Source organism: Streptomyces sp. DH10 (genome assembly GCF_029813805.1).
GTDB lineage: Bacteria > Actinomycetota > Actinomycetes > Streptomycetales > Streptomycetaceae > Streptomyces > Streptomyces coeruleofuscus.
The window spans coordinates 66970-87967 of sequence record NZ_JARVKU010000013.1; the positions used below are offsets into that span (position 1 = coordinate 66970).

The 20998-nt window shown below is 69.7% G+C and carries 19 protein-coding genes; 11 read left to right on the plus strand and 8 right to left on the minus strand.

Features of this window, described 5'->3' with window-relative positions; all coding sequences use genetic code 11:
• Positions 1-54: 54 nt before the first annotated feature.
• Together QC385_RS25695 and QC385_RS25700 are read right to left on the minus strand one after the other, a co-directional pair.
• Positions 55-1038: an amidohydrolase family protein gene (locus tag QC385_RS25695; RefSeq protein ID WP_279543716.1), complete on the minus strand. Its 984-nt coding sequence runs from the start codon at positions 1036-1038 to the stop codon at positions 55-57.
• Positions 1039-1073: 35 nt separating this feature from the next.
• Entirely contained in the window at positions 1074-2702 is a 1629-nt protein-coding gene (locus QC385_RS25700) for an FAD-dependent oxidoreductase (protein WP_279543717.1), read from the minus strand.
• A gap of 245 nt (positions 2703-2947) precedes the next feature.
• Here QC385_RS25700 and QC385_RS25705 point away from each other — a divergent pair, with 245 nt between their 5' ends.
• From QC385_RS25705 to QC385_RS25725, 5 genes are all read left to right on the plus strand, one after another.
• On the plus strand, positions 2948-4210 hold the full coding sequence (locus QC385_RS25705; protein WP_279543718.1) for a cytochrome P450 family protein: 1263 nt from the start codon (positions 2948-2950) through the stop codon (positions 4208-4210).
• Positions 4211-4242: 32 nt separating this feature from the next.
• Positions 4243-4554, plus strand: coding sequence for an antibiotic biosynthesis monooxygenase family protein (locus tag QC385_RS25710; protein WP_279543719.1), 312 nt, complete (start codon positions 4243-4245; stop codon positions 4552-4554).
• A gap of 32 nt (positions 4555-4586) precedes the next feature.
• Positions 4587-5096 carry a MarR family winged helix-turn-helix transcriptional regulator gene (locus QC385_RS25715; RefSeq protein ID WP_279543720.1) on the plus strand — a complete coding sequence of 170 codons (510 nt, stop codon included), beginning with the start codon at positions 4587-4589 and terminating at the stop codon, positions 5094-5096.
• Positions 5097-5139: 43 nt separating this feature from the next.
• Positions 5140-5478 (plus strand): DUF3817 domain-containing protein, encoded by a 339-nt coding sequence (locus tag QC385_RS25720; RefSeq protein ID WP_020276088.1) that lies wholly within the window; start codon positions 5140-5142, stop codon positions 5476-5478.
• A gap of 75 nt (positions 5479-5553) precedes the next feature.
• Complete coding sequence (locus tag QC385_RS25725; RefSeq protein ID WP_279543721.1) at positions 5554-7254, plus strand: acyl-CoA mutase large subunit family protein; 1701 nt, start codon at positions 5554-5556, stop codon at positions 7252-7254.
• Positions 7255-7582: 328 nt separating this feature from the next.
• Here QC385_RS25725 and QC385_RS25730 read toward each other — a convergent pair whose 3' ends face one another.
• Positions 7583-8218 (minus strand): TetR/AcrR family transcriptional regulator, encoded by a 636-nt coding sequence (locus QC385_RS25730; protein WP_279543722.1) that lies wholly within the window; start codon positions 8216-8218, stop codon positions 7583-7585.
• Positions 8219-8450: 232 nt separating this feature from the next.
• Between QC385_RS25730 and QC385_RS25735 the strand changes: the two genes are divergently transcribed.
• The 4 genes from QC385_RS25735 to QC385_RS25750 all read left to right on the plus strand — a co-directional run bounded on the left by QC385_RS25735 (position 8451) and on the right by QC385_RS25750 (position 12834).
• Positions 8451-9428: a tetratricopeptide repeat protein gene (locus QC385_RS25735; protein ID WP_279543723.1), complete on the plus strand. Its 978-nt coding sequence runs from the start codon at positions 8451-8453 to the stop codon at positions 9426-9428.
• Positions 9429-10050: 622 nt separating this feature from the next.
• Positions 10051-10695, plus strand: coding sequence for a DUF6230 family protein (locus QC385_RS25740; protein WP_150483089.1), 645 nt, complete (start codon positions 10051-10053; stop codon positions 10693-10695).
• Between the two features lie 188 nt (positions 10696-10883).
• Positions 10884-11468 (plus strand): DUF6114 domain-containing protein, encoded by a 585-nt coding sequence (locus tag QC385_RS25745; protein ID WP_279543724.1) that lies wholly within the window; start codon positions 10884-10886, stop codon positions 11466-11468.
• Positions 11469-11559: 91 nt separating this feature from the next.
• Complete coding sequence (locus QC385_RS25750) at positions 11560-12834, plus strand: hypothetical protein (RefSeq protein ID WP_279543876.1); 1275 nt, start codon at positions 11560-11562, stop codon at positions 12832-12834.
• Between the two features lie 121 nt (positions 12835-12955).
• Here the strand turns inward: QC385_RS25750 and pyk are convergent, their stop codons facing one another.
• The 3 genes from pyk to pta form a co-directional block, all read right to left on the minus strand.
• A complete protein-coding gene (gene pyk / locus QC385_RS25755; protein ID WP_279543725.1) occupies positions 12956-14383 on the minus strand; it encodes a pyruvate kinase in 1428 nt (475 codons plus the stop codon).
• A gap of 73 nt (positions 14384-14456) precedes the next feature.
• Positions 14457-15671: an acetate kinase gene (locus tag QC385_RS25760; protein ID WP_279543726.1), complete on the minus strand. Its 1215-nt coding sequence runs from the start codon at positions 15669-15671 to the stop codon at positions 14457-14459.
• Positions 15668-17770: a phosphate acetyltransferase gene (gene pta, locus QC385_RS25765; protein WP_279543727.1), complete on the minus strand. Its 2103-nt coding sequence runs from the start codon at positions 17768-17770 to the stop codon at positions 15668-15670. The genes QC385_RS25760 and pta overlap by 4 nt, the downstream gene beginning before the upstream one ends.
• Before the next feature lie 235 nt (positions 17771-18005).
• On the opposite strand from pta, the gene QC385_RS25770 reads away from it, so the two are divergent.
• Positions 18006-19031 (plus strand): ATP-dependent 6-phosphofructokinase, encoded by a 1026-nt coding sequence (locus tag QC385_RS25770; RefSeq protein WP_086844696.1) that lies wholly within the window; start codon positions 18006-18008, stop codon positions 19029-19031.
• A gap of 22 nt (positions 19032-19053) precedes the next feature.
• Here QC385_RS25770 and QC385_RS25775 read toward each other — a convergent pair whose 3' ends face one another.
• Entirely contained in the window at positions 19054-19800 is a 747-nt protein-coding gene (locus QC385_RS25775) for a helix-turn-helix domain-containing protein (protein WP_443032995.1), read from the minus strand.
• 177 nt (positions 19801-19977) lie between these two features.
• Between QC385_RS25775 and QC385_RS25780 the strand changes: the two genes are divergently transcribed.
• Positions 19978-20427, plus strand: coding sequence for a PPOX class F420-dependent oxidoreductase (locus tag QC385_RS25780; RefSeq protein ID WP_193502911.1), 450 nt, complete (start codon positions 19978-19980; stop codon positions 20425-20427).
• Between the two features lie 66 nt (positions 20428-20493).
• On the opposite strand, the gene QC385_RS25785 is transcribed toward QC385_RS25780, so the two are convergent.
• Positions 20494-20967, minus strand: coding sequence for a hypothetical protein (locus QC385_RS25785; protein ID WP_279543729.1), 474 nt, complete (start codon positions 20965-20967; stop codon positions 20494-20496).
• Positions 20968-20998 lie beyond the last annotated feature (31 nt).

Here is a 20998-nt window from a genome sequence, read left to right on the forward strand (position 1 = left end):
CCGCCGCCCGCGAGGGCGGCGGCCTTCTTCTCGTGCGTGCGGCCAGGCCGAAAGCTAGGAGGAGCGGGCCAGTACCGGCAGCAGACGCAGGGCGTTCTCCCGGTTGATGCCCCTGAGCTGCTCCGGTGAGACGAACGGATCGGCGTCCAGGGCGGGTACCGCGATGTCGGCGACGACCTGTGCGGGGGTGGGCGGCCAGTCCGTGCCGAAAAGGATCCGGCTGGGATCCACCGTGGCCAGCAGCGTGGGCGTGGCGGAGGGAGACATGGGGCCGGCGGTGTCGAAGTAGAACCGGTGCAGGTAGTCACGGACCCTGCCCGGCTCGATCCCGGGGGTGAGGTGCCCGCCGAACAGTTCGAGCCGAGTGGCCATGTACGGCAGGAAGCCTCCTCCATGGGGGAGGACGAAGCTGAGATTCGGATAGCGGTCCAGGATGCCGTTCCGGATCAGGTTGATCGCCGCGCGCGTGGTGTCCATGAGGAAGTCGCACACGAAGGGCGGCATCCCCGGCAGTCCGGGACCGCCGTCCTTTCCGGCCGGCACTTCCATGGGGTGCGTGCTGATGACGGCGGACCGGTCGTTCAGTTCCTGCAGGAGGCGGTCGTGGGTGGCGTCACCGAGGTAGACACCGTCCATGCTCGTTCTCGTGCTCACTCCGACGGCCCCGAGTTCGTCGAGTCCGTAACGGAGGCTCCACTGCGAGAGTTCCAGGTCGTCCAGGAACACGGGAGTGAAGAAGGCGAAGCGCGCGGGACGGTTCTCGACGACGTCGGCCGCCGCACGCAGGGCGATCCGTGCGCTCTCCTGGCGCTCCGCGCGCTCGCGGAACCGTCCGAGCATCGCGACGGTCATGACGGCGGTGCTGATGCCCGTCTTGTCCATGACCTCCAGAGCCGCGTCCAGGTCCCAGCGTGTCCACCAGGGCAGCCGCTCGCGGTTGACGACACCGCGCTCTTCCGCCCAGTCCAGCCAGGCCGGCGCGGTGAAATGGTGGTGGACGTCCACTCGGCCCGCGACGGGGCCGTCTTCGAATGTCATCGGCATGTCCTCGGCGTGGTCGTTTCGGTGGGTGTTCAGCCGCGGCAGAGCACGGTCCGCAGCACGTCCGTCAGCACACGACCGGCGGACGGCGGGTGGGTGGGCGCGCGCCATGCGACGAAACCGTCCGGGCGTACGAGGACGGCACCGTCGTCGGCGGTGCCGTGCAGCGCCGCCCAGTCGGCATCCGGCTCGGGCACAAGGTCGTGATCCGGGCCGTCTCCCACGAGATACACCTCGACCGGAACGCCCAGGCTCTCGCCGGCCTGCTCCGCGGCGCGGCGCCACCGGTGGCCTTCGGCCCCGGCGAGCACGACGAAGGAACGCTCGTACAGATCGAGAGTGGAGATCCTGGCGCCTGCTCTGCGGACCCACATGTGGGGTGCGCGGCTCCCCGGTTCTCCGTCGATCAGGAAGGTCTCCGGGACGACCTGCCGCTCAGGGGAGGCGCCCACCACGGCGTCCGAGGCGTACCGGTAGCAGAGCGCGACCGTCATGAGGTCCGCCGCGTCGTTGTTGCGTCGCGCTGCCGGGCCGAATGCGGGGTGCTGCTCATCGGCGGCCTGCCGGGAGGCCCGGGTGCTCGTCGTGACGGCGACAGGCCGTCGTTCGCGCTCGTAGGTGTCGAGCAGCGGCAGGCCGGCCCAGCCGCGGAGTACCGCGGCGAGTTTCCAGGCGAGGTTGTGGGCGTCCTGGATTCCGGTGTTGGAGCCGAACGCCCCGTTGGGCGGCATTTCATGCGCCGCGTCACCGGCGAGAAAGACCCGGCCCTGTCCGTAGCTGTCCGCGACCCGTTCGGAGGCGTGCCAGGGCGCCTTTCCCGTGATCTCGACATCAATGTCCGGAACACCGACGGCCGCGCGAATATGTGCCGCGCAGCGTTCGTCTCCGAAGTCCTCCAGGGTTTCGCCCCGATCGAAGGACCAAGGGATATGAATGACCCACTGTTCCTCGTTGTCCACGGGCAGCAGGGCGCCTTCCCCCTGTGGATCGGTGGTGTAGCAGACAATGAAGCGCTTCGGCCCGACGTAATCCTTGAGGGCCTTGCTCCGGAACGTGACACTGACGTTGTGGAACAGGGCACCGGGTCCGGACTGGCCGATTCCCAGGCGTTTGCGCACGGGGCTTCTCGGGCCATCGGCGGCCACCAGGAAATCGGCTTTCACGGTACGGGTCTCACCGGTGTCCCGGCGCATCACCTGCGCCAGGACTCCCTCTGCGTCCTGCGTGAAGGAAAGCAGCTCCGTACCGAAGCGGATGTCTCCGCCCCGGCGGGCGCGGTCCAGCAGGACCGGCTCCAGATCGTTCTGGCTGCACAGGCACCAGTTCGAGGAGCTGATCCGGGAGATGTCCATGCCTGCGGCGATGTCCTGAACGATCCAGCGGCGCCGGTTCCCGACGAGGGTGTCCACCTGGAGAACGCCGTCGTTCCCGGCGAGAGCCATGGCGGCCTCCCGCACGCCCTGCTCGAGTCCGGCGGTCCGGAAGATCTCCATGGTGCGCACGTTGTTCCCGCGACCACGTGGGTGCGTCGATGTCTCGGCATGCCGCTCCACCAGCATGTGCTCGATTCCGAGACGCCCCAGGAACACGGAGGTGGAAAGACCCACCAGGGATCCGCCTACGATGAGAACTGGTACAGATTCCACTCCGCGTCCGCTCACTGGTTTTCCTCGTCATCCGGCGACTGCACAGCCCGGGAACGGAGCCCGGGAACGGTGGACTGCCCGTCCATAATGTCTGCGCGCGCGATCCGGGGCGCCCCGGGATACGCCGGCCGGGTAACCGGAGCAATTCTGCACACCGCATTGCGGCGCTCGAGCTCATATGGCCCAGCAGCGTTTGCGACAGAGTGCCGACCGGGAAATCGTGTCACCGACCGACGAACTCTCAACCCCCGGGACCAGCCATGACGCAAGCGTTCGCATCCGAGGAAATGTCGTCGTCAGAAGAGGCCGCTGCCGCGGCCTCGGCCTGCAGCCGGGAGTTTCGCGCCAACCCGCATCCCGCCTACGCCACGCTCAGGGCGACAGCACCCGTGTGCCCGCTGAAGCCCCCTCACGGGGTCGACACGTATCTCATCACCCGGTACGACGACGCCCGTGCCGCCTTGGCCGATCCTCGGCTGAGCAAGGACATGTACGGCGCCATCGACGCCTATCACCGGATCTTCGGCGACTCGTCGATCGCCCTGGACGACAACATGCTCTTCTCGGACCCTCCGAAGCACACCAGGCTCCGCAGGATCGTCGGCAACACCTTCACCCCCAAAAGGGTGGAAGCGCTGCGCCCGAAGGTCCAGAAGATCACCGACGAACTGCTGGACCGCTGCCCGGCATCGGAGCCCGTGGACCTCCTCCCGGAGTTCTGCTTCCCGCTGCCGCTGCACGTGATCTGTGAGCTGCTCGGCGTCCCGGAGAACGAACGCAAGCAAGCCCAGGAATGGTCCGCCACCGTCGCTCAGACCGGTTTCGGGCCGGAGGCGAGAAAGGCGCTGGAACGGGCCGAGGGCAATCTGCGCGACTATCTGGTGGACCTGATCGCGCGGAAGCGGAAGGAGCCGGACGGAGCTCTGCTCAGCGCACTCGTCACGGCGCAGGACGAGGACGGCGCGCTCACCGACCACGAACTCGTCTCCACCGCGTGGGTGCTGCTCTTCGCGGGCCACAAGTCGACCGCGTACCAGATCGGCAACGCCGTCTACCACCTGCTCAGCCGGCCGGAGCAGAAGCGGCTGGCGTTCCGGGACCCGAAGGCGACGGCCGCCGCCGTCGAGGAGATCTTCCGGTTCGAGACCTCCGTGGAGAACTCGACGTTCCGCTACGCGACGGAAGACATCAAGATGCGCGACACACTCATCCCCAAGGGTGCGCTCGTGCAGATCTCGCTCACGGCGGCCAACCGGGACCCCGAGATGTTCCCCGACCCGGACCGCATGGACGTCGAGCGCCCGAACGTCCAGGCGACGCACCTCGCATTCGGCCTCGGCCCGCACTACTGCATCGGCGCGCCTCTGGCACGTCTGGAGATGCAGATCGCCCTCGGCACGCTCTTCGGGCGCCACCCCGGCGTGGCCCTGGTCGGGGAGCCGGAGGACGTGCGCTGGCTGACCGTGCCGTTCCCCGCCTTCCGCGGGGTCGCGGAGCTCCCCGTCGTTCTCGACCCGTCGTGACGGGGGAAGTCACGGCACCGGCGCGGGTGCGAGTGGTTCGCCTGCTGCGCGTCCGGGAGGGAAGGGAAGCGGATTTCGTGGATGCCTACGAAGGCGTACGCGACGGCGCCAAGCGGTTTCCCGGACATCTGCGCGAACAGCTCTGCCGCTCCGTCGACGATCCCGGTCGATGGCTGCTCACCAGTGAGTGGGAAAGCCTCGACGCCATCAAGCGGTGGCGCACCGCCCCTGATCACACCGCTCTGGTCGGGCCGATGAACGCCTGTCTGCATGACGACCGGTGGACCGGGGTCTTCGAGATCGTGCCCGAGGGCGCTGGTGACCGAAGGCCGAGACAGGGCTGACCACCATGTGACCGGCCGGTAAGGTCTGGTACGTGCCGAAGCCGCTCAGTCTCTCCTTCGATCCGATCGCGCGCGCCGACGAACGCTGGAAGCAGCGCTGGGGAAACGTGCCGTCCATGGCCGCGATCACCTCGATCATGCGCGCCCAGCAGATCCTCCTCGCCGAGGTCGACGCGGTGGTCAAGCCGTACGGGCTGACGTTCGCGCGCTACGAGGCGCTGGTGCTGCTCACCTTCTCCAAGTCGGGCGAGCTGCCGATGTCCAAGATCGGCGAGCGGCTCATGGTGCATCCCACGTCCGTGACGAACACCGTGGACCGGCTCGTGAAGTCGGGCCTCGTCGGCAAGCGGCCCAACCCCAACGACGGGCGCGGCACCCTCGCCAGCATCACCGACAAGGGCCGCGAGGTGGTCGAGGCGGCCACCCGCGACCTGATGGCGATGGACTTCGGGCTCGGGGTGTACGACGCGGAGGAGTGCGCCGAGATCTTCGCGATGCTGCGGCCGCTGCGGATCGCCGCGGGGGACTTCCAGGAGGGGTGACCCGGGCCAAGATCTCCCGGAACGGGTCGTTACGCTCGACGGCATGAAAAAGAGCGTGCTGACCCGCTATCGCGTGATGGCCTACGTCACCGGCGTACTGCTGGTCCTGCTGACCTTCGGCATGATCGGCAAGTACGTGCTCGACCTGAACGGCGCGGCCGACTTCACGCGCGTCGTCAGCATCGCGCACGGCTGGCTCTACGTCGTGTACCTGATCTTCGCCTTCGACCTGGGCTCCAAGGCGAAGTGGCCGGTGGGCAAGCAGATCTGGGTGCTGCTCGCCGGGACCATCCCGACGGCCGCGTTCTTCGTGGAGCGCAAGATCAGCCACGAGCTCGAGGCCAGGGTCGCGGAGGACTCGCCCGCGACCGCCAAGGCGTAGCCGCGCCGCCGTACGGACGAACGTACGGCGGTCCGCCATCGACATTTACTTGGACGTCCTAGTAAATTCGATGGTATGGACGCTGACGCCATCGAGGAAGGCCGCCGCCGCTGGCAGGCCCGGTACGACGCGGCGCGCAAGCGCGACGCCGACTTCACCACGCTCTCCGGCGATCCCGTGGAGCCGGTGTACGGGCCCCGGCCCGGCGACAGGTACGAGGGGTTCGAGCGGATCGGCTGGCCGGGGGAGTACCCCTTCACCCGCGGCCTGTACGCGACCGGCTACCGGGGGCGTACGTGGACCATCCGGCAGTTCGCCGGGTTCGGCAACGCCGAGCAGACCAATGAGCGCTACAAGACGATCCTCCGCAACGGCGGAGGCGGGCTCTCGGTCGCCTTCGACATGCCGACGCTCATGGGCCGCGACTCCGACGACCCGCGCTCGCTGGGCGAGGTCGGGCACTGCGGTGTCGCGATCGACTCGGCGGCCGACATGGAGGTCCTGTTCGAGGACATCCCGCTGGGCGACGTGACGACGTCCATGACCATCAGCGGTCCGGCCGTGCCCGTCTTCTGCATGTACCTGGTCGCCGCCGAACGGCAGGGCGTCGACCCGTCCGTCCTGAACGGCACGCTCCAGACGGACATCTTCAAGGAGTACATCGCCCAGAAGGAGTGGCTCTTCCAGCCGGAGCCGCATCTGCGGCTCATCGGCGACCTGATGGAGCACTGCGCGGCCGGCATCCCCGCGTACAAGCCGCTGTCCGTCTCCGGCTACCACATCCGCGAGGCCGGTTCGACGGCCGCGCAGGAGCTGGCGTACACGCTGGCGGACGGCTTCGGGTACGTGGAGCTGGGGCTGTCGCGCGGGCTGGACGTCGACGTCTTCGCCCCCGGCCTGTCCTTCTTCTTCGACGCGCACGTCGACTTCTTCGAGGAGATCGCGAAGTTCCGGGCCGCCCGGCGGATCTGGGCCCGCTGGGTGCGGGACGTGTACGGCGCGCAGTCGGAGAAGGCCCAGTGGCTGCGCTTCCACACGCAGACGGCGGGCGTCTCCCTCACCGCGCAGCAGCCGTACAACAACGTCGTACGGACGGCCGTGGAGGCGCTGGCGGCCGTGCTCGGCGGGACGAACTCGCTGCACACCAACGCCCTCGACGAGACCCTCGCGCTGCCGAGCGAGCAGGCGGCGGAGATCGCCCTGCGCACCCAGCAGGTGCTGATGGAGGAGACCGGCGTCGCCAACGTGGCCGACCCGCTGGGCGGTTCCTGGTACGTCGAGCAGCTGACGGACCGGATCGAGGCCGACGCCGAGAAGATCTTCGAGCGGATAAGGGAGCGGGGGCTGCGGGCACACCCCGACGGGCAGCACCCGATCGGGCCGATCACCTCCGGGATCCTGCGGGGCATCGAGGACGGCTGGTTCACCGGGGAGATCGCGGAGTCGGCGTTCCGGTACCAGCAGGCGCTGGAGAAGGGCGACAAGAAGGTCGTCGGGGTGAACGTCCACACCGGGTCGGTGACCGGGGACCTGGAGATCCTGCGGGTCAGCCACGAGGTGGAGCGGGAGCAGGTCCGGGTGCTCGGGGAGCGGAAGGCCCGGCGGGACGACGCGCGGGTCCGTGCGGCGCTCGACGGCATGGTCGCCGCGGCGCGGTCGGACGCGAACATGATCGAGCCGATGCTGGAGGCGGTACGCGCCGAGGCGACGCTCGGCGAGATCTGCGGGGTGCTGCGGGACGAGTGGGGGGTGTACACGGAGCCCGCCGGCTTCTGAGTGTTCCGGCGAGGAAGAGCCGGCGGTGCCGGCCGATCCCTCGCGCACCGAGGAGCGGGCCGGGCGGCTCGCCGAGCTGCTCACCGAACGCGCCCGGCGGGACCCCGACTTCGCCGCCGTGCCGGGAATCTGGCGGCGGCGGGCGGACGCGCAGGGCGCGTCGCGGACGGACATGGAGGTCGCGGCACGGACGGACGCGGAGGTCGCGGCACGGACGGACGCGGAGATCGCGGCACGGACGGACGCGGAGATCGCGTCGCGGACGGACACGGAGGTCGCGTCACTGTGCCGGGGACGTGTGGCGCGGCGGGCGGCGGACGGGCCTGGCTCAGCCGGCGGACGTGTGCACGGCTTCCGCCGCCAGTCCCCGGAGCAGCACCAGGGTGAAGCCGCGTACCCACGCCTCGTCGACCGGCTTCCCGCTCACCAGCGTGCGGTGGACCACCGCCCCCGCGACCATGTCGAAGACCAGGTCTGCCGTGCGGGACGCCGTGTCGGGGTCCGGTTCGGGTGGGAGTTCGCCGCGTGCCTGGGCTCGGGATCTGCCCTCCAGGACGAGGCGTTTCTGGCGGTCGACCACCGATGCGCGGATGCGTTCGCGCAGGGCGTCGTCGCGGGTGGCCTCCGCCACCACCGCCATCAGGCCGCTCTTGGCCTCCGGGCGGGCCAGGATCGCGGCGAACTGGAGGACGACGCCCTCGATGTCCGCGGCCAGTGAGCCGCTGTCCGGGAGTTCCAGCTCGTCGAAGAGCTCCGCGACCGCGTCGACGACCAGTTCGTTCTTGCCGGCCCAGCGGCGATAGAGGGTCGTTTTCGCAACCCCGGCGCGTGTCGCGACGTCTCCCAGGGTGAGCTTGGACCAGCCCAGTTCCACGAGAGCCTCGCGGGTCGCGGCCAGGATCGCGGCGTCCGCCGTGGCGCTGCGCGGGCGCCCGGTGCGGCTGGCGGGGCTGCGGCTCTGCATGTCCCGACCATAAACCGGCGGTTCCCGTGCGGCCGTGAGGGAGATCACCGGGGGGTGGTGTCCCGGCGGTTCCGTGTGGCATTACGCTACGTCTCGTAGCGAAAGCCCGTGAGGGACGTACACGGGCCGCGGCGACACGGCGTGGGGTGGGGACCCGGCGCCAAGGGCACCCGACCGGCCCGGCTTTCAGACCGTTTTCACACGCGCGCGCAGTACGGGGGAGGATAGACGCATGCAGCCACGGAACATGTCCATGAGCGGAGTCGTCGACCTCGCCGCGGTGAAGGCGGCCCAAGAGGCCAAGGCGAAGGCGGAGCAGACGCGTGCGCAAGCCGCCCGGGAGGGCGGCACGGGGGCGATCTCCCCGGCCGATCTCGTCATCGACGTCGACGAGGCGGGGTTCGAGAGGGACGTCCTCCAGCGGTCCGCCGAGGTGCCCGTCGTCATCGACTTCTGGGCCGAGTGGTGTCAGCCCTGCAAGCAGCTGAGCCCGGTCTTGGAGCGGCTGGCCGTCGAGTACAACGGCCGCTTCCTGCTCGCCAAGATCGACGTCGACGCCAACCAGATGCTGATGCAGCAGTTCGGCATCCAGGGGATCCCCGCGGTGTTCGCGGTCGTCGCGGGGCAGGCGCTGCCGCTCTTCCAGGGGGCCGCGGGCGAGGCGCAGATCCGGCAGACGCTGGACCAGTTGGTGCAGGTCGCCGAGCAGCGCTTCGGTCTGACCGGCCTCGCCGTCGACCCCGAAGCCGAGCCGGGCGGCGCCGCCCAGCCGGCTCCCGAGCGGCCGGCCGGCCCGTACGACGCGCTCCTCGAAGCCGCCGTGCAGGCGCTGGACTCGGGCGACCTGAATGGTGCCGTCCAGGCCTACAAGAACGTGCTCAGCGAGGATCCGGGTAACGAGGAGGCCAAACTGGGCCTCGCCCAGGCCGAGTTGCTCCAGCGCGTGCAGGGTGTCGACCCGCAGCAGGTGCGCAGGGAAGCGGCCGAGAAGCCGGCCGACGTGCAGGCGCAGATCGCCGCCGCCGACCTGGATCTGGTGGGCGGCCATGTGGAGGACGCCTTCGGCCGGCTCATCGAGACGGTGGCGCGTACGGTGGGTGACGACCGGGACACCGTAAGGATGCGGCTGCTGGAGCTGTTCGAGGTGGTCGGACCCGAGGATCCGCGTGTGATCGCGGCCCGCAGGGCTCTGGCCCGGGCCCTGTTCTGACCAGTCGTTAAACACGCGGGCCCGTGATGCCCGCGTGAAGGATTTGCCGAAAGACGGTCACCGCGGCCGCGCTTTGCCAAAACTTGGTAAACGCGGCCGCTGTTACTGCGAGTAAGTCACAGACGTTGATCTGTCGGTTTCTGTCCATCGATCAACAGCTTTGTACCGCCGTTCGGGAGCACCCTGTGTCGTCACCCGAGACCGGGCGGTCGTTGTTCGGTTATCCCGCCGTTACTAGCCAGTAACGATCCCCCTTGTGCGGGCGGCGAGAATGCACCACGATCGGCCACGCTCGGTCCATTCCCGTACCCCGGCAGCCGGTTGGGTCGCGGGACATCGTGGGTCCCCACCGGGCAGAGCCGGCGGCAGTGGCGCCGGCTCTTGGACAGGGGGGTCTTCGCCGACTCGGCGAAGCCTGTCCAGCAGGGTTGTGCGTGATGCGTGTCAGGCGCGACCAGTGGTTGTCGCTCGGGGGTGATCGCCGGTGATTCGGGCGCGAGTTGCGCCGCCGAGTGCAGGCGCTCTCCTTCCCGAGGACGTAGCACTTCTCCCATCCCTGCACGGCTGAGCCGCGATTCGGGGCGAGCCAGGTCAGGAGATGTACGTCCGAGAAGGAGGAAATATGGAGTCCCAGGTGCGTGGCGGGACAAGATGGAAGCGGTTCGCTGTGGTCATGGTGCCCAGCGTCGCCGCTGCGGCATGTGTGGGTGTCGGGCTGGCGCAGGGTGCGCTGGCCGCGTCGTTCAGCGTCTCCGGTCAGCAGTTCAAGGTGAAGGCCTCTCACCTGCACGGTGAGGGTTTCGCTCAGTACGGCGGAATCGACACCGTCTACACGAAGACCGACGGCAAGGAACAGACGCAGGTTCCCGTCGCGATCTCGTCGTTCGACGACGCGACGATCACCAAGATGTGCCAGTCGGTGGCAACACCCATCCCCCTCATAGGCAAGACGGTCTACCTCCGTCTTGAGGCGGGGAACGACCCCGATAAGCCGGTCACGGCCAAGAACCTCTACATCGACGTCGCCCAGCTCGACGCCGATGCGAAGTTCCGCAACATCGACATCGGTGTCGCGGTCAAGGGCAAGACCCGCGGCCCCGACGTGAAGCAGGGCGAGAACGTACTGCCGGGCGGCTTCGCCCAGCAGGCCGAGTCGGCCGACCTCACCAACGTCAAGCAGACGGCATGGGCCACCACGGCCGGCACGTTCACGCTCAACGGCCTGTCGATGAAGCTCGGCACCAGCGACAAGATGGAGTGCTTCTGACGGCCTCCGTGTCACGGGCACCGCGGGGTGGCTGAGCCGCCCCGAAGGGGCGGGGAGCCATGGTTTCCCGCCCCGCGGGCCCGGCCCGGCCGTCCGCCGGGCACCTTCACAGACTTACGACTTCCGGCTACTGAACGCCTACTTCCGAGCCGGTACGTACCTCCACCGGACCGAGGGAGCTGTTTTCCATGAGTGCCGAGACTCCGGTCCAGAGCGCCGGGACCTTCACCCGGCTGCGTCGGCGATTCCGTGACTGGCGGGGCAGCCGGCCGTTCTGGGCAGGGCTGTTCACCATCCTCGGCGGGGTGCCGATCGCCTACTTCCCCTACGCCACCCTCAAGCTGGGGACCATGTCGCTCACCATGGCGACCACCGCGGGTGCCGGCTCCCTCATCATCGGGGTCCTGCTGATCACGCTGGGTCTGACCATGTGGTTCCAGCAGGCGACGCGGGTCTTCGCCGGTGTCGCGGCGATCATCCTCGCCCTGGTGTCGCTGGTGGTGTCCAACATCGGCGGCTTCATCATCGGCTTCCTGTTCGCGCTGTTCGGTGGTGCGCTCGCGGTCTCCTGGGCGCCCGGCAACGCGGAGGGCGTCGAGGGGGGACGGCACAAGCCCGGTCGCGGACCGGCCGGCGAAGGTGCCGTGGAACCCACGCCCCAAGGCGCCGGCGATGAGCCGGTCCCGCCGCAGACGCCGTACGAGACCGACGACGGTGGTCCGGCGGACGGCGTCCGGTCCGAGGCCCGTAACGGGGGGTACCGTGTCGGCTGACGCCCGCGACCAGTTGCCCGAGACCCCGGTTCGGGCGAGAACGGGGCCTCGTCACGCGGCCCCCAAGAAGCCGCTGTTCACCCGGTTCCAGATGCCCGCCGGCAAGGCGATAGCCATGGCGGCGATGCCCACGGCGGTCCTCATGGGCATGGGATTCACCCCGACGCTCGCCCTCGCCGACGACCAGCCGTCGACCTCGAACAGCCTGAAGGCCGACGAGTACAAGGACTGCGTCGCGGCGCTGGAGGGCGACAAGGACAAGGACAAGGACGGCGCCTCCCCCTCGCCCTCGGCGAGCGGTGGCGAGGAGGACGGCAAGAAGGACGAGAACACGTCCGAGCCGACTCCCTCGGCGCCCGCGGGCGGCTCGGACGCGGACAAGGACCCCGCGGACTCGTCCGGTTCGTCGGATTCAGGTTCCGACGACACGGGCGGCAAGACCGAGCCCACGCCGACCCCTTCGCCCTCCTCGGGCACCTCGGGCGAGGACGACGCGGCATCGCCGAGCCCGTCGCCGTCCCCGAGCGACCGCAACGTGCTGGAGGACATCGGCGACGCGATCGGCGGCATCTTCGACGGCGGCAAGTCCACCGCGAGCCCGAGTCCCACGCCGTCCGCGTCCGCCTCGCCGTCCGGGGACACGGACGAGCCCGTGGACACGAGCAAGTCCCCGGACGCCGGCGAGGACGCCCCGTCCGACACCGTCAAGGAGACCACCGACAAGGTCACCGACACGGCGAAGGACACCGTGAAGGACACGGCCGGCACGGCGTCGAAGGCGGCCGAGGACACCACCGGGGCCGTCGAGAAGGCGGCCGAGGCGGCCGAGGACGCGGCAGGGAAGGCCACCGCCTCCCCCAGCCCGTCCGCGAGCCCCTCCGTGGACCCCGAGGACTGCCCGGCCGCCACGGACGCCGAGGGCGGCATCGACAACGAGATCCTCGTGCCCGACGACCCCTGGTACCTGGAGGCCAGCTCGCTGACGCTGGACGGTGCCGACTACCAGGGCATCGTGGAGGTGAAAACCGCGAGCGGTGCCACCAAGAAGGTCCTGAAGTACGTCGTCAACAAGCAGACGATCATCGGGGACCTGCACCAGCTCGTCAAGGACAAGCAGTCCGGCAAGACCCACCATGTCCAGGCGGCGAAGGGCTCGGAGTCCACCATCACCGGCGGCAAGACGGTGATGTACACGGAGAAGATCTCGGGCAACCTGCTCGGGCTGGTCCCGGTCACGTTCGACCCGGAGCACCCGCCGCCCCTGAACATCCCGTGGATCTACTTCACCAACGCGAAGGTCACCCAGGCCGGCCAGTTCGGCGGCACGCTGACGGTGCCGGGGCTGAGTCAGTACGTCACGGACTGAGGGGCGTAACCAACCGAGCACCCCTCCAAGCCCGTTCGGGAGCCGCACACACGCTGAGGGCGCCCCCTGTCACAGGGGGCGCCCTCAGCGGCGTACAGAGGCCTTCCCGGGCCTCCTCGGATCAGCTCTTGGCGCCGCCCAGGTGGTGGACGCGCACCATGTTGGTGGTGCCGGGGACACCGGGGGGCGAGCCGGCGGTGATGACCACGATGTCGCCCTCGTTGAAGCGGTTCAACTTCACCATCTCCTGGTCCACGAGGTCGACCATCTCGTCGGTGCTGTTCACGAACGGCACGACGTGCGGCTCCACGCCCCAGCTGAGGGCGAGCTGGTTGCGGGTGGACTCGTCCGTGGTGAACGCGATGATCGGCTGGACGGCGCGGTAGCGGCACAGCCGGCGGGCGGTGTCGCCGGACTGGGTGAAGGCCACCAGGCCGCGGCCGCCGAGGAAGTCGGCGATCTCGCAGGCGGCGCGGGCGACCGAACCGCCCTGCGTGCGCGGCTTCTTGCCCGGGACCAGCGGCTGGAGGCCCTTGGACATCAGCTCCTGCTCGGCCGCGGTGACGATCTTCGACATCGTCTTGACGGTCTCGATCGGGTACGCGCCCACCGAGGACTCCGCCGACAGCATGACCGCGTCGGCGCCGTCCAGGATCGCGTTGGCCACGTCGGAGGCCTCGGCGCGGGTCGGACGGGAGTTGGTGATCATCGACTCCATCATCTGGGTCGCCACGATCACCGGCTTGGCGTTGCGCCGGCACAGCTCGATCAGGCGCTTCTGCACCATGGGGACCTTCTCGAGCGGGTACTCGACGGCGAGGTCACCGCGGGCGACCATCACGCCGTCGAACGCCATCACGACGTCCTCCATGTTCTGCACCGCCTGCGGCTTCTCCACCTTGGCGATGACCGGGACGCGGCGGCCCTCCTCGTCCATGATGCGGTGCACGTCCTGGACGTCCTTGGCGTCCCGGACGAAGGACAGCGCGACCAGGTCGCAGCCCATGCGCAGCGCGAAGCGGAGGTCGTCGATGTCCTTCTCGGACAGCGCGGGCACGTTGACGGCCGCGCCGGGCAGGTTGATGCCCTTGTGGTCGGAGATGACGCCGCCCTCGATGACGATCGTCTTCACCCGGTGGCCCTCGACCTCGGTGACCTTCAGCTCGACGTTGCCGTCGTTGATGAGGACCTGGTCGCCCTTGGTCACGTCGCCGGGCAGGCCCTTGTAGGTCGTCCCGCAGATCGTCTTGTCGCCCGGGACGTCCTCCGTGGTGATGGTGAACTCGTCACCCCGGACCAGCTCCACGGGACCCTCGGCGAAGGTCTCCAGACGGATCTTGGGGCCCTGGAGGTCGGCGAGGACCCCGATGGCCCGGCCGGTCTCCTTGGCGGCGGCACGGACCCGGTCGTACCGGCCCTGGTGCTCGGCGTGCGAGCCGTGGCTGAAGTTGAAGCGGGCCACGTTCATGCCGGCCTCGATCAGCGCGACAAGCTGCTCGTGGGAGTCGACCGCGGGGCCGAGAGTACAGACGATTTTCGAACGGCGCATGGGGCGATCCTATCGGTTTGTTTCGCAACGGAATATTCCGTCTGGCGGAAAATACAAAAGGGCGGGATGCCGCTCAGGTGTGATTCCCCGGACCAATTACCAGCGCGTAGGTCTGTGTCGCGATCTCCAATTCCTCGTCAGTGGGCACCACCGCCACCGCGACCCGGGCGCCCTCGGGCGAGATCAGCCGCGCCTCGTCGCCGCGTACGGCGTTGCGCTCGCCGTCCACCGCCAGGCCCAGCTCCTCCAGGCCCGCCAGGGCGGCCTCCCGCACGGGCGCCGCGTTCTCGCCGACGCCGGCGGTGAAGGCCACCGCGTCCACCCGTCCGAGTACGGCGTAATAGGCGCCGATGTACTTCTTCAGGCGGTGAATGTAGATGTCGAACGCCAGCTCCGCCTGCTCGTCGCCCTCGTCGACGCGGCGGCGGATCTCCCTCATGTCGTTGTCACCGCACAGTCCGATCAGACCGCTCTTCTTGTTGAGAAGAGTGTCGATCTCGTCGGCGGACATTCCACCAACACGCATCAAATGGAAGATGACGGCCGGGTCCATGTCTCCCGAGCGCGTACCCATCACGAGCCCCTCCAAAGGCGTCAGTCCCATGGAGGTGTCCACGCACCGACCGCCCCTGACCGCCGAGGCCGATGCCCCGTTGCCCAGGTGCAGCACGATCACGTTCGTCTCGGCGGGGTCCTTGCCGAGCAGCTCGGCCGTCGCACGGGAGACGTAGGCGTGCGAGGTGCCGTGGAAGCCGTAGCGCCGGATGCGGTGCTCGTCGGCCGTATTCACGTCGATCGCGTAGCGGGCGGCCGACTCCGGCATCGTGGTGTGGAAGGCGGTGTCGAAGACCGCGACCTGCGGCAGGTCCGGTCGCAGGGCCTGCGCCGTGCGGATGCCGGTGAGGTTGGCCGGGTTGTGCAGCGGGGCGACCGGGATGAGCCGCTCGATCTCGGCGAGCACGGCGTCGTCGATCACGGTCGGCTCGGTGAAGGACTTGCCACCGTGCACCACCCGGTGCCCGATCGCGGCCAGTTCGGGCGAGTCCAGGCCGAGGCCGTCCTTGGCGAGCTCCTCGGCGACGGCCTTCAGGGCGGCGTCGTGGTCGGCGATCGCCCCGCCGCGCTCCCGGCTCTCGCCGCCGGCCGGGGTGTGCTTCAGGCGCGAGCTCTGCTCGCCGATGCGCTCGACCAGGCCCACCGCCAGCCGGCTGTCGTCGCGCATGTCGAGCAGCTGGTACTTCACCGACGAGGAGCCGGAGTTGAGGACGAGGACGCGGGTGGGGCTCACTGGGCGGTCGCCTTCTCGCTCGGGGACGGGGCGGGGGACTGGGCCTGGATCGCCGTGATGGCGACCGTGTTGACGATGTCCTGGACGAGGGCGCCCCGGGACAGGTCGTTGACCGGCTTGCGCAGGCCCTGGAGAACCGGGCCGACGGCGATGGCGCCGGCCGAGCGCTGCACGGCCTTGTAGGTGTTGTTGCCGGTGTTCAGGTCGGGGAAGATCAGCACGCTCGCCTGCCCGGCCACCTCGGAGCCGGGCAGCTTGGTCGCCGCGACCGACGGCTCCACGGCGGCGTCGTACTGGATCGGGCCCTCGATCTTCAGGTCGGGCCGGCGCGTGCGGACCATCTCGGTGGCCTCGCGCACCTTGTCGACGTCGGCGCCGGAGCCGGACGTGCCCGTGGAGTACGACAGCATGGCGATCCGCGGCTCCACGCCGAACTGCGCGGCCGTGCTCGCCGACTGGATGGCGATGTCGGAGAGCTGCTGGGCGTTCGGGTCCGGGTTGACCGCGCAGTCGCCGTAGACGAGGACCTTGTCGGCCAGGCACATGAAGAACACCGACGAGACGATGTCGGCGTCCGGCTTCGTCTTGATGATCTCGAAGGCCGGGCGGATGGTCGCGGCCGTGGAGTGCACCGAGCCGGACACCATGCCGTCGGCGAGGCCCTCCTGGACCATCAGCGTGCCGAAGTAGTTCACGTCCGAGACGACGTCGTACGCCAGCTCCACGGTGACGCCCCGGTGGGCGCGCAGGGCCGCGTACTTCTCGGCGAAGGCGTCGCGCAGGTCGGAGGTGGCCGGGTCGATCAGCTGGGACTCGCCGAGGTCGATGCCGAGGTCGGCGGCCTTCTTGCGGATCTGGTCGACGGGGCCGAGCAGGGTCAGCTCGCACACGCCCCGGCGCAGCAGCACCTCGGCGGCGTGCAGCACGCGCTCCTCGGTGCCCTCGGGCAGCACCACGCGGCGCAGGTCCGAGCGGGCCTGCTCCAGCAGCTTGTGCTCGAACATCATCGGCGTGACGCGGTCGCTGCTCGGGGCGGAGACGCGGCGGGCGAGGTCGGCGGTGTCGGCGTACCGCTCGAACAGGCCGAGCGCCCGCTCCGCCTTGCGCGGGGTGGCCGCGTTCAGCTTGCCCTCCAGGGAGAACAGCTGCTCGGCGGTGGGGAAGCTGGTGCCGGCCACCGACAGCACCGGGGTGCCGGGCGCGAGCCGGTCGGCGAGCGTGAGGATGTCGGTGCCGGGCACCTCGTCCAGGGTGAGCAGCACGCCCGCTATCGGCGGGGTGCCGGCGCTGTGCGCGGCGAGCGCGCCGACGACCAGGTCGGCCCGGTCGCCCGGGGTGACGACGAGGCAGCCCGGGGTCAGGGCGCCCAGGAAGTTCGGCAGCATCGCGCCGCCGAAGATGAAGCCGAGCACGTCCCGGGCCAGCCCCGAGTCGTCGCCGAGCACCACCTTCGCGCCCAGCGTGTGGCCGATCTGCGAGACGGTCGGGGCGGACAGCGCGGGCTCGTCGGGCAGGACGTAACAGGGCACGGGGAGCCGGGAGTCGAGCTGGCCGGCTATCTCGTCGCGGTCCTCGCGGGCCACCCGGTTGGTGACCATGGCCAGGACGTCGCAGCCCAGCGTGTCGTAGGCGCGGTAGGCGTTGCGCGTCTCGGCGAGCACCGACTCGACGGTCTGCTTGCGGCCGCCCACGACCGGGATCACGGACGCGCCGAACTCGTTCGCCAGCCGGGCGTTGAGCGACAGCTCGTCCGGGAGCTGGGTGCCGGCGTAGTCGGTGCCGAGCACCAGGACCACGTCGAAGTCGCGGGCGACCAGGTGGAAGCGGTCGACGAGCGTGGACACCAGCTCGTCCGTGCCGGCCTCGGCCTGGAGGGCGGACGCCTCGTGGTAGTCCATGCCGTAGACGGTCGCCGGGTCCTGGGTGAGCCGGTAGCGGGCGCGCAGCAGCTCGAAGAGGCGGTCGGGCCCGTCGTGGACGAGGGGACGGAAGACGCCCACCCGGTCCACCTGCCGGGTGAGGAGCTCCATGACCCCCAGTTCGACGACCTGGCGGCCGTCGCCGCGGTCGATGCCGGTCACGTACACGCTGCGGGTCACGCGCGCTCTCCGTTTCGTCTCGAATGGGGGTACACATCAAGCGGTACACATCAAGCCAATGGCTATCCAGCCACGGGCACAAAAATCGCCCACCGAGGTGAGCAGAACCCTCTTGACAATACCTCCGCCGATGGATAAGGCGCCCGTCAGCCTCGATGTGCGACGCCGGGCTGGGGAGCGTGAAACAATCGGCAGAGGCTCACCGGTATCAACAGCGAGCAGGAGACACAGCACGATGCGTATCGGAGTTCTCACCGCAGGCGGCGACTGCCCCGGCCTGAACGCCGTGATCCGGTCGGTCGTGCACCGGGCGGTCGACAACTACGGCGACGAGGTCATCGGCTTCGAGGACGGTTACTCGGGCCTGCTGGACGGCCGCTACCGCACCCTCGACCTGAACGCGGTCAGCGGCATCCTGGCCCGCGGCGGCACGATCCTGGGGTCGTCCCGGCTGGAGCGCGACCGTCTCCGTGAGGCCTGCGAGAACGCCTCCGACATGATCCACGAGTTCGGTATCGACGCGCTGATCCCGATCGGCGGCGAGGGCACGCTGACGGCGGCCCGCATGCTGTCCGACGCGGGTCTGCCGGTCGTGGGCGTCCCGAAGACGATCGACAACGACATCTCGTCGACCGACCGCACCTTCGGCTTCGACACGGCGGTCGGCGTCGCCACCGAGGCGATGGACCGCCTGAAGACCACTGCCGAGTCCCACCAGCGGGTGATGGTCGTGGAGGTCATGGGACGCCACGCGGGCTGGATCGCGCTGGAGTCCGGCATGGCGGCCGGTGCGCACGGGATCTGTCTGCCGGAGCGGCCGTTCGACCCCGCCGACCTCGTGAAGATGGTCGAGGAGCGCTTCGCCCGCGGCAAGAAGTTCGCGGTCGTCTGCGTCGCCGAGGGCGCCCACCCCGCCGACGGCACCATGGACTACGGCAAGGGCGCCATAGACAAGTTCGGCCACGAGCGCTTCCAGGGCATCGGCACGGCACTCGCCCACGAGCTGGAGCGACGGCTCGGCAAGGAGGCCAAGCCGGTCATTCTCGGCCACGTCCAGCGCGGCGGCTCACCCACCGCGTACGACCGCGTGCTCGCCACGCGGTTCGGCTGGCACGCGGTGGAGGCCGCGCACCAGGGCGAGTTCGGCAGGATGACCGCGCTGCGCGGGACGGACATCGTGATGGTGCCGCTCGCGGAGGCCGTGACCGAGCTGAAGACGGTGCCCAAGGACCGGATGGACGAGGCCGAGTCGGTGTTCTAGGGCGGCCGGGCTTGGGCAGGTCCTAGGCCGGGCTCTCCTGGATCCTCGTCCAGAAGTGCTCGACGATCCGGTCGAGGAAGTCGCGGGCGGTGTCGCCGGCTTCGCCGGTGCCGCCGCCCCAGCTCAGGGTGGCGGCCATGTGCCCCTGGTAGTCCTGGTGCAGGCCCTGGAGGGCGTTCTCCAGGAACTGCCGGTCCAGGGGCACGACCTTGGCCACCGGGCGTACGTAGGCCTGCCAGCGGGTGGTGACGGCGTTGCGCAGCAGTTCGCCGAGCTTGGCGTCGCGGCCCGTGACGGTGACGAAGTCGGACAGCCGGAGGCCGAGCAGATCGGCGAGAGCGGCGGACTGACGGTCGGTGCCGCGCCAGGTGTCGGTCTCCTCCATCCGCAGATAGGCGTGGAGTTCGTGCCCCACGGCGCGGGCCACGTCCTCGGGGGCGAAACCGCGGGCGATGCGGTGCTCGCGCAGGGTGCGGGGTCTGCCGATGAGTTCGCCGGGCGAGCACCACAGCACTCCCGCGAGCGCGGTGAGTTCGGAGCCGGAGGGGGCGGCGACCCCGCGTTCCCAGGCCATGACGTGGTCCGGGGTGACGTGGGGGTGCCCGTACGAGACGCGCATGTCGTGGGCGACGTGCTCGGGCGTCATGCCGAGGGCCGCGCGCAGGCGGCGGGCGGCGGGGGCGTTGAAGGGCGGGGGCGTCGGTTTGGCGGGCAGGGGCTGGGGGGTGGGCTGGCTCGGGCGGGCTGAAGGTCGGCGCACGGGCCACAAGCTAGGGGTGCGGGGCTGCGGTGACTACGGTCTGTTCGGCCAGGATCACGGATTGTAGGAAGCTACGGCTACCGGCGGGTTCGACCGGGGCCGAAGATCGTCTGTCGGCCGGGGCGGAGGTGCGGCGAGGATGGCGCCGGGCCTGGTGATCTCGGGCCCGGAAAGGTGGTCGCTCAGGTGAACGGCAAGCTCAATGGGCATATTCGCGAGCGTCTTCTCGCGACGAACTTCTGGCACCTCGCGACGGTGGGTGCGGACGGAGCGCCCCAGGTGTCGCCCATGTGGGCGGACATCGAAGGGGAGTACGTCATGGTCAACACCTCCATCGGGCGGGTCAAGGAGGAGAATCTGCGGCGCAATCCGTACGTTTCGCTGTCCCACCACGACCCCTCCAACCCGTACGACCGGGCGGAGATCCGGGGGAAGGTCGTCCGGTTCGTGGAGGGCGAGGAGGCGGAGCGGGCGATGGACCGGCTCGCGCGGAAGTACCTCGGGGAGGACCGCTATCCGTGGCTGCTGCCCGGGGAGCGCCGGGTGATGCTGCTGATCGAGCCGACGCGGGTGCGGAGGCTGGAGGGCGTGGAGCCGTTCCGGGCCGGGGTCCTGCCGGACGGGGCGGCCGGCTGAGAGGTGGCGGGCGCGGTTCGACGGGGCGGCCGCGCCGGGGATCTCTTGCGCGCATGAGGCGGCGCGTCACTGCTCGTCGAGGGATGCCTCCCGGGCGAGGAACTCCTCGAACGCCGCCTTCTGCTTCGGGTCCATGAAGCCTTGGCGGACATCGCGGGCCTTTTCCCGGAGCCAGTGCGCCTCGTCGGGGTCCAGGAGCTCGGCGACCACCACGCCTTCGCGGGCGACCGCCGTGCGCCCTGTCGCGCGACGGCGGAAGAGCGTGAACGCGCCGAACTCCGCCGGGTGGGCCGGTTCCGGCTCCCCTGCCACAGCCCCGTTGCCGTCCCCGGCGTCATTCTTCGGGTAGGCGGTGGGCGCCCAGTGCTCCCAGAGCGCCAGCGTGGCCGCGGGCACCAGCACCGCGCGTTCCGCCTCCTCGCGCCCCTCCCACATGAACGTGACGGTGACGGGCTCACCGACCGCCTCGGCCAACCCGAGCACCCTCTCCACCTCGTCGTTGACCGGGTGACCCACCACCACATCGATCTCAATGCCCATGCCGCCTGAGGCTACTGGCCGTTTCCGGCGG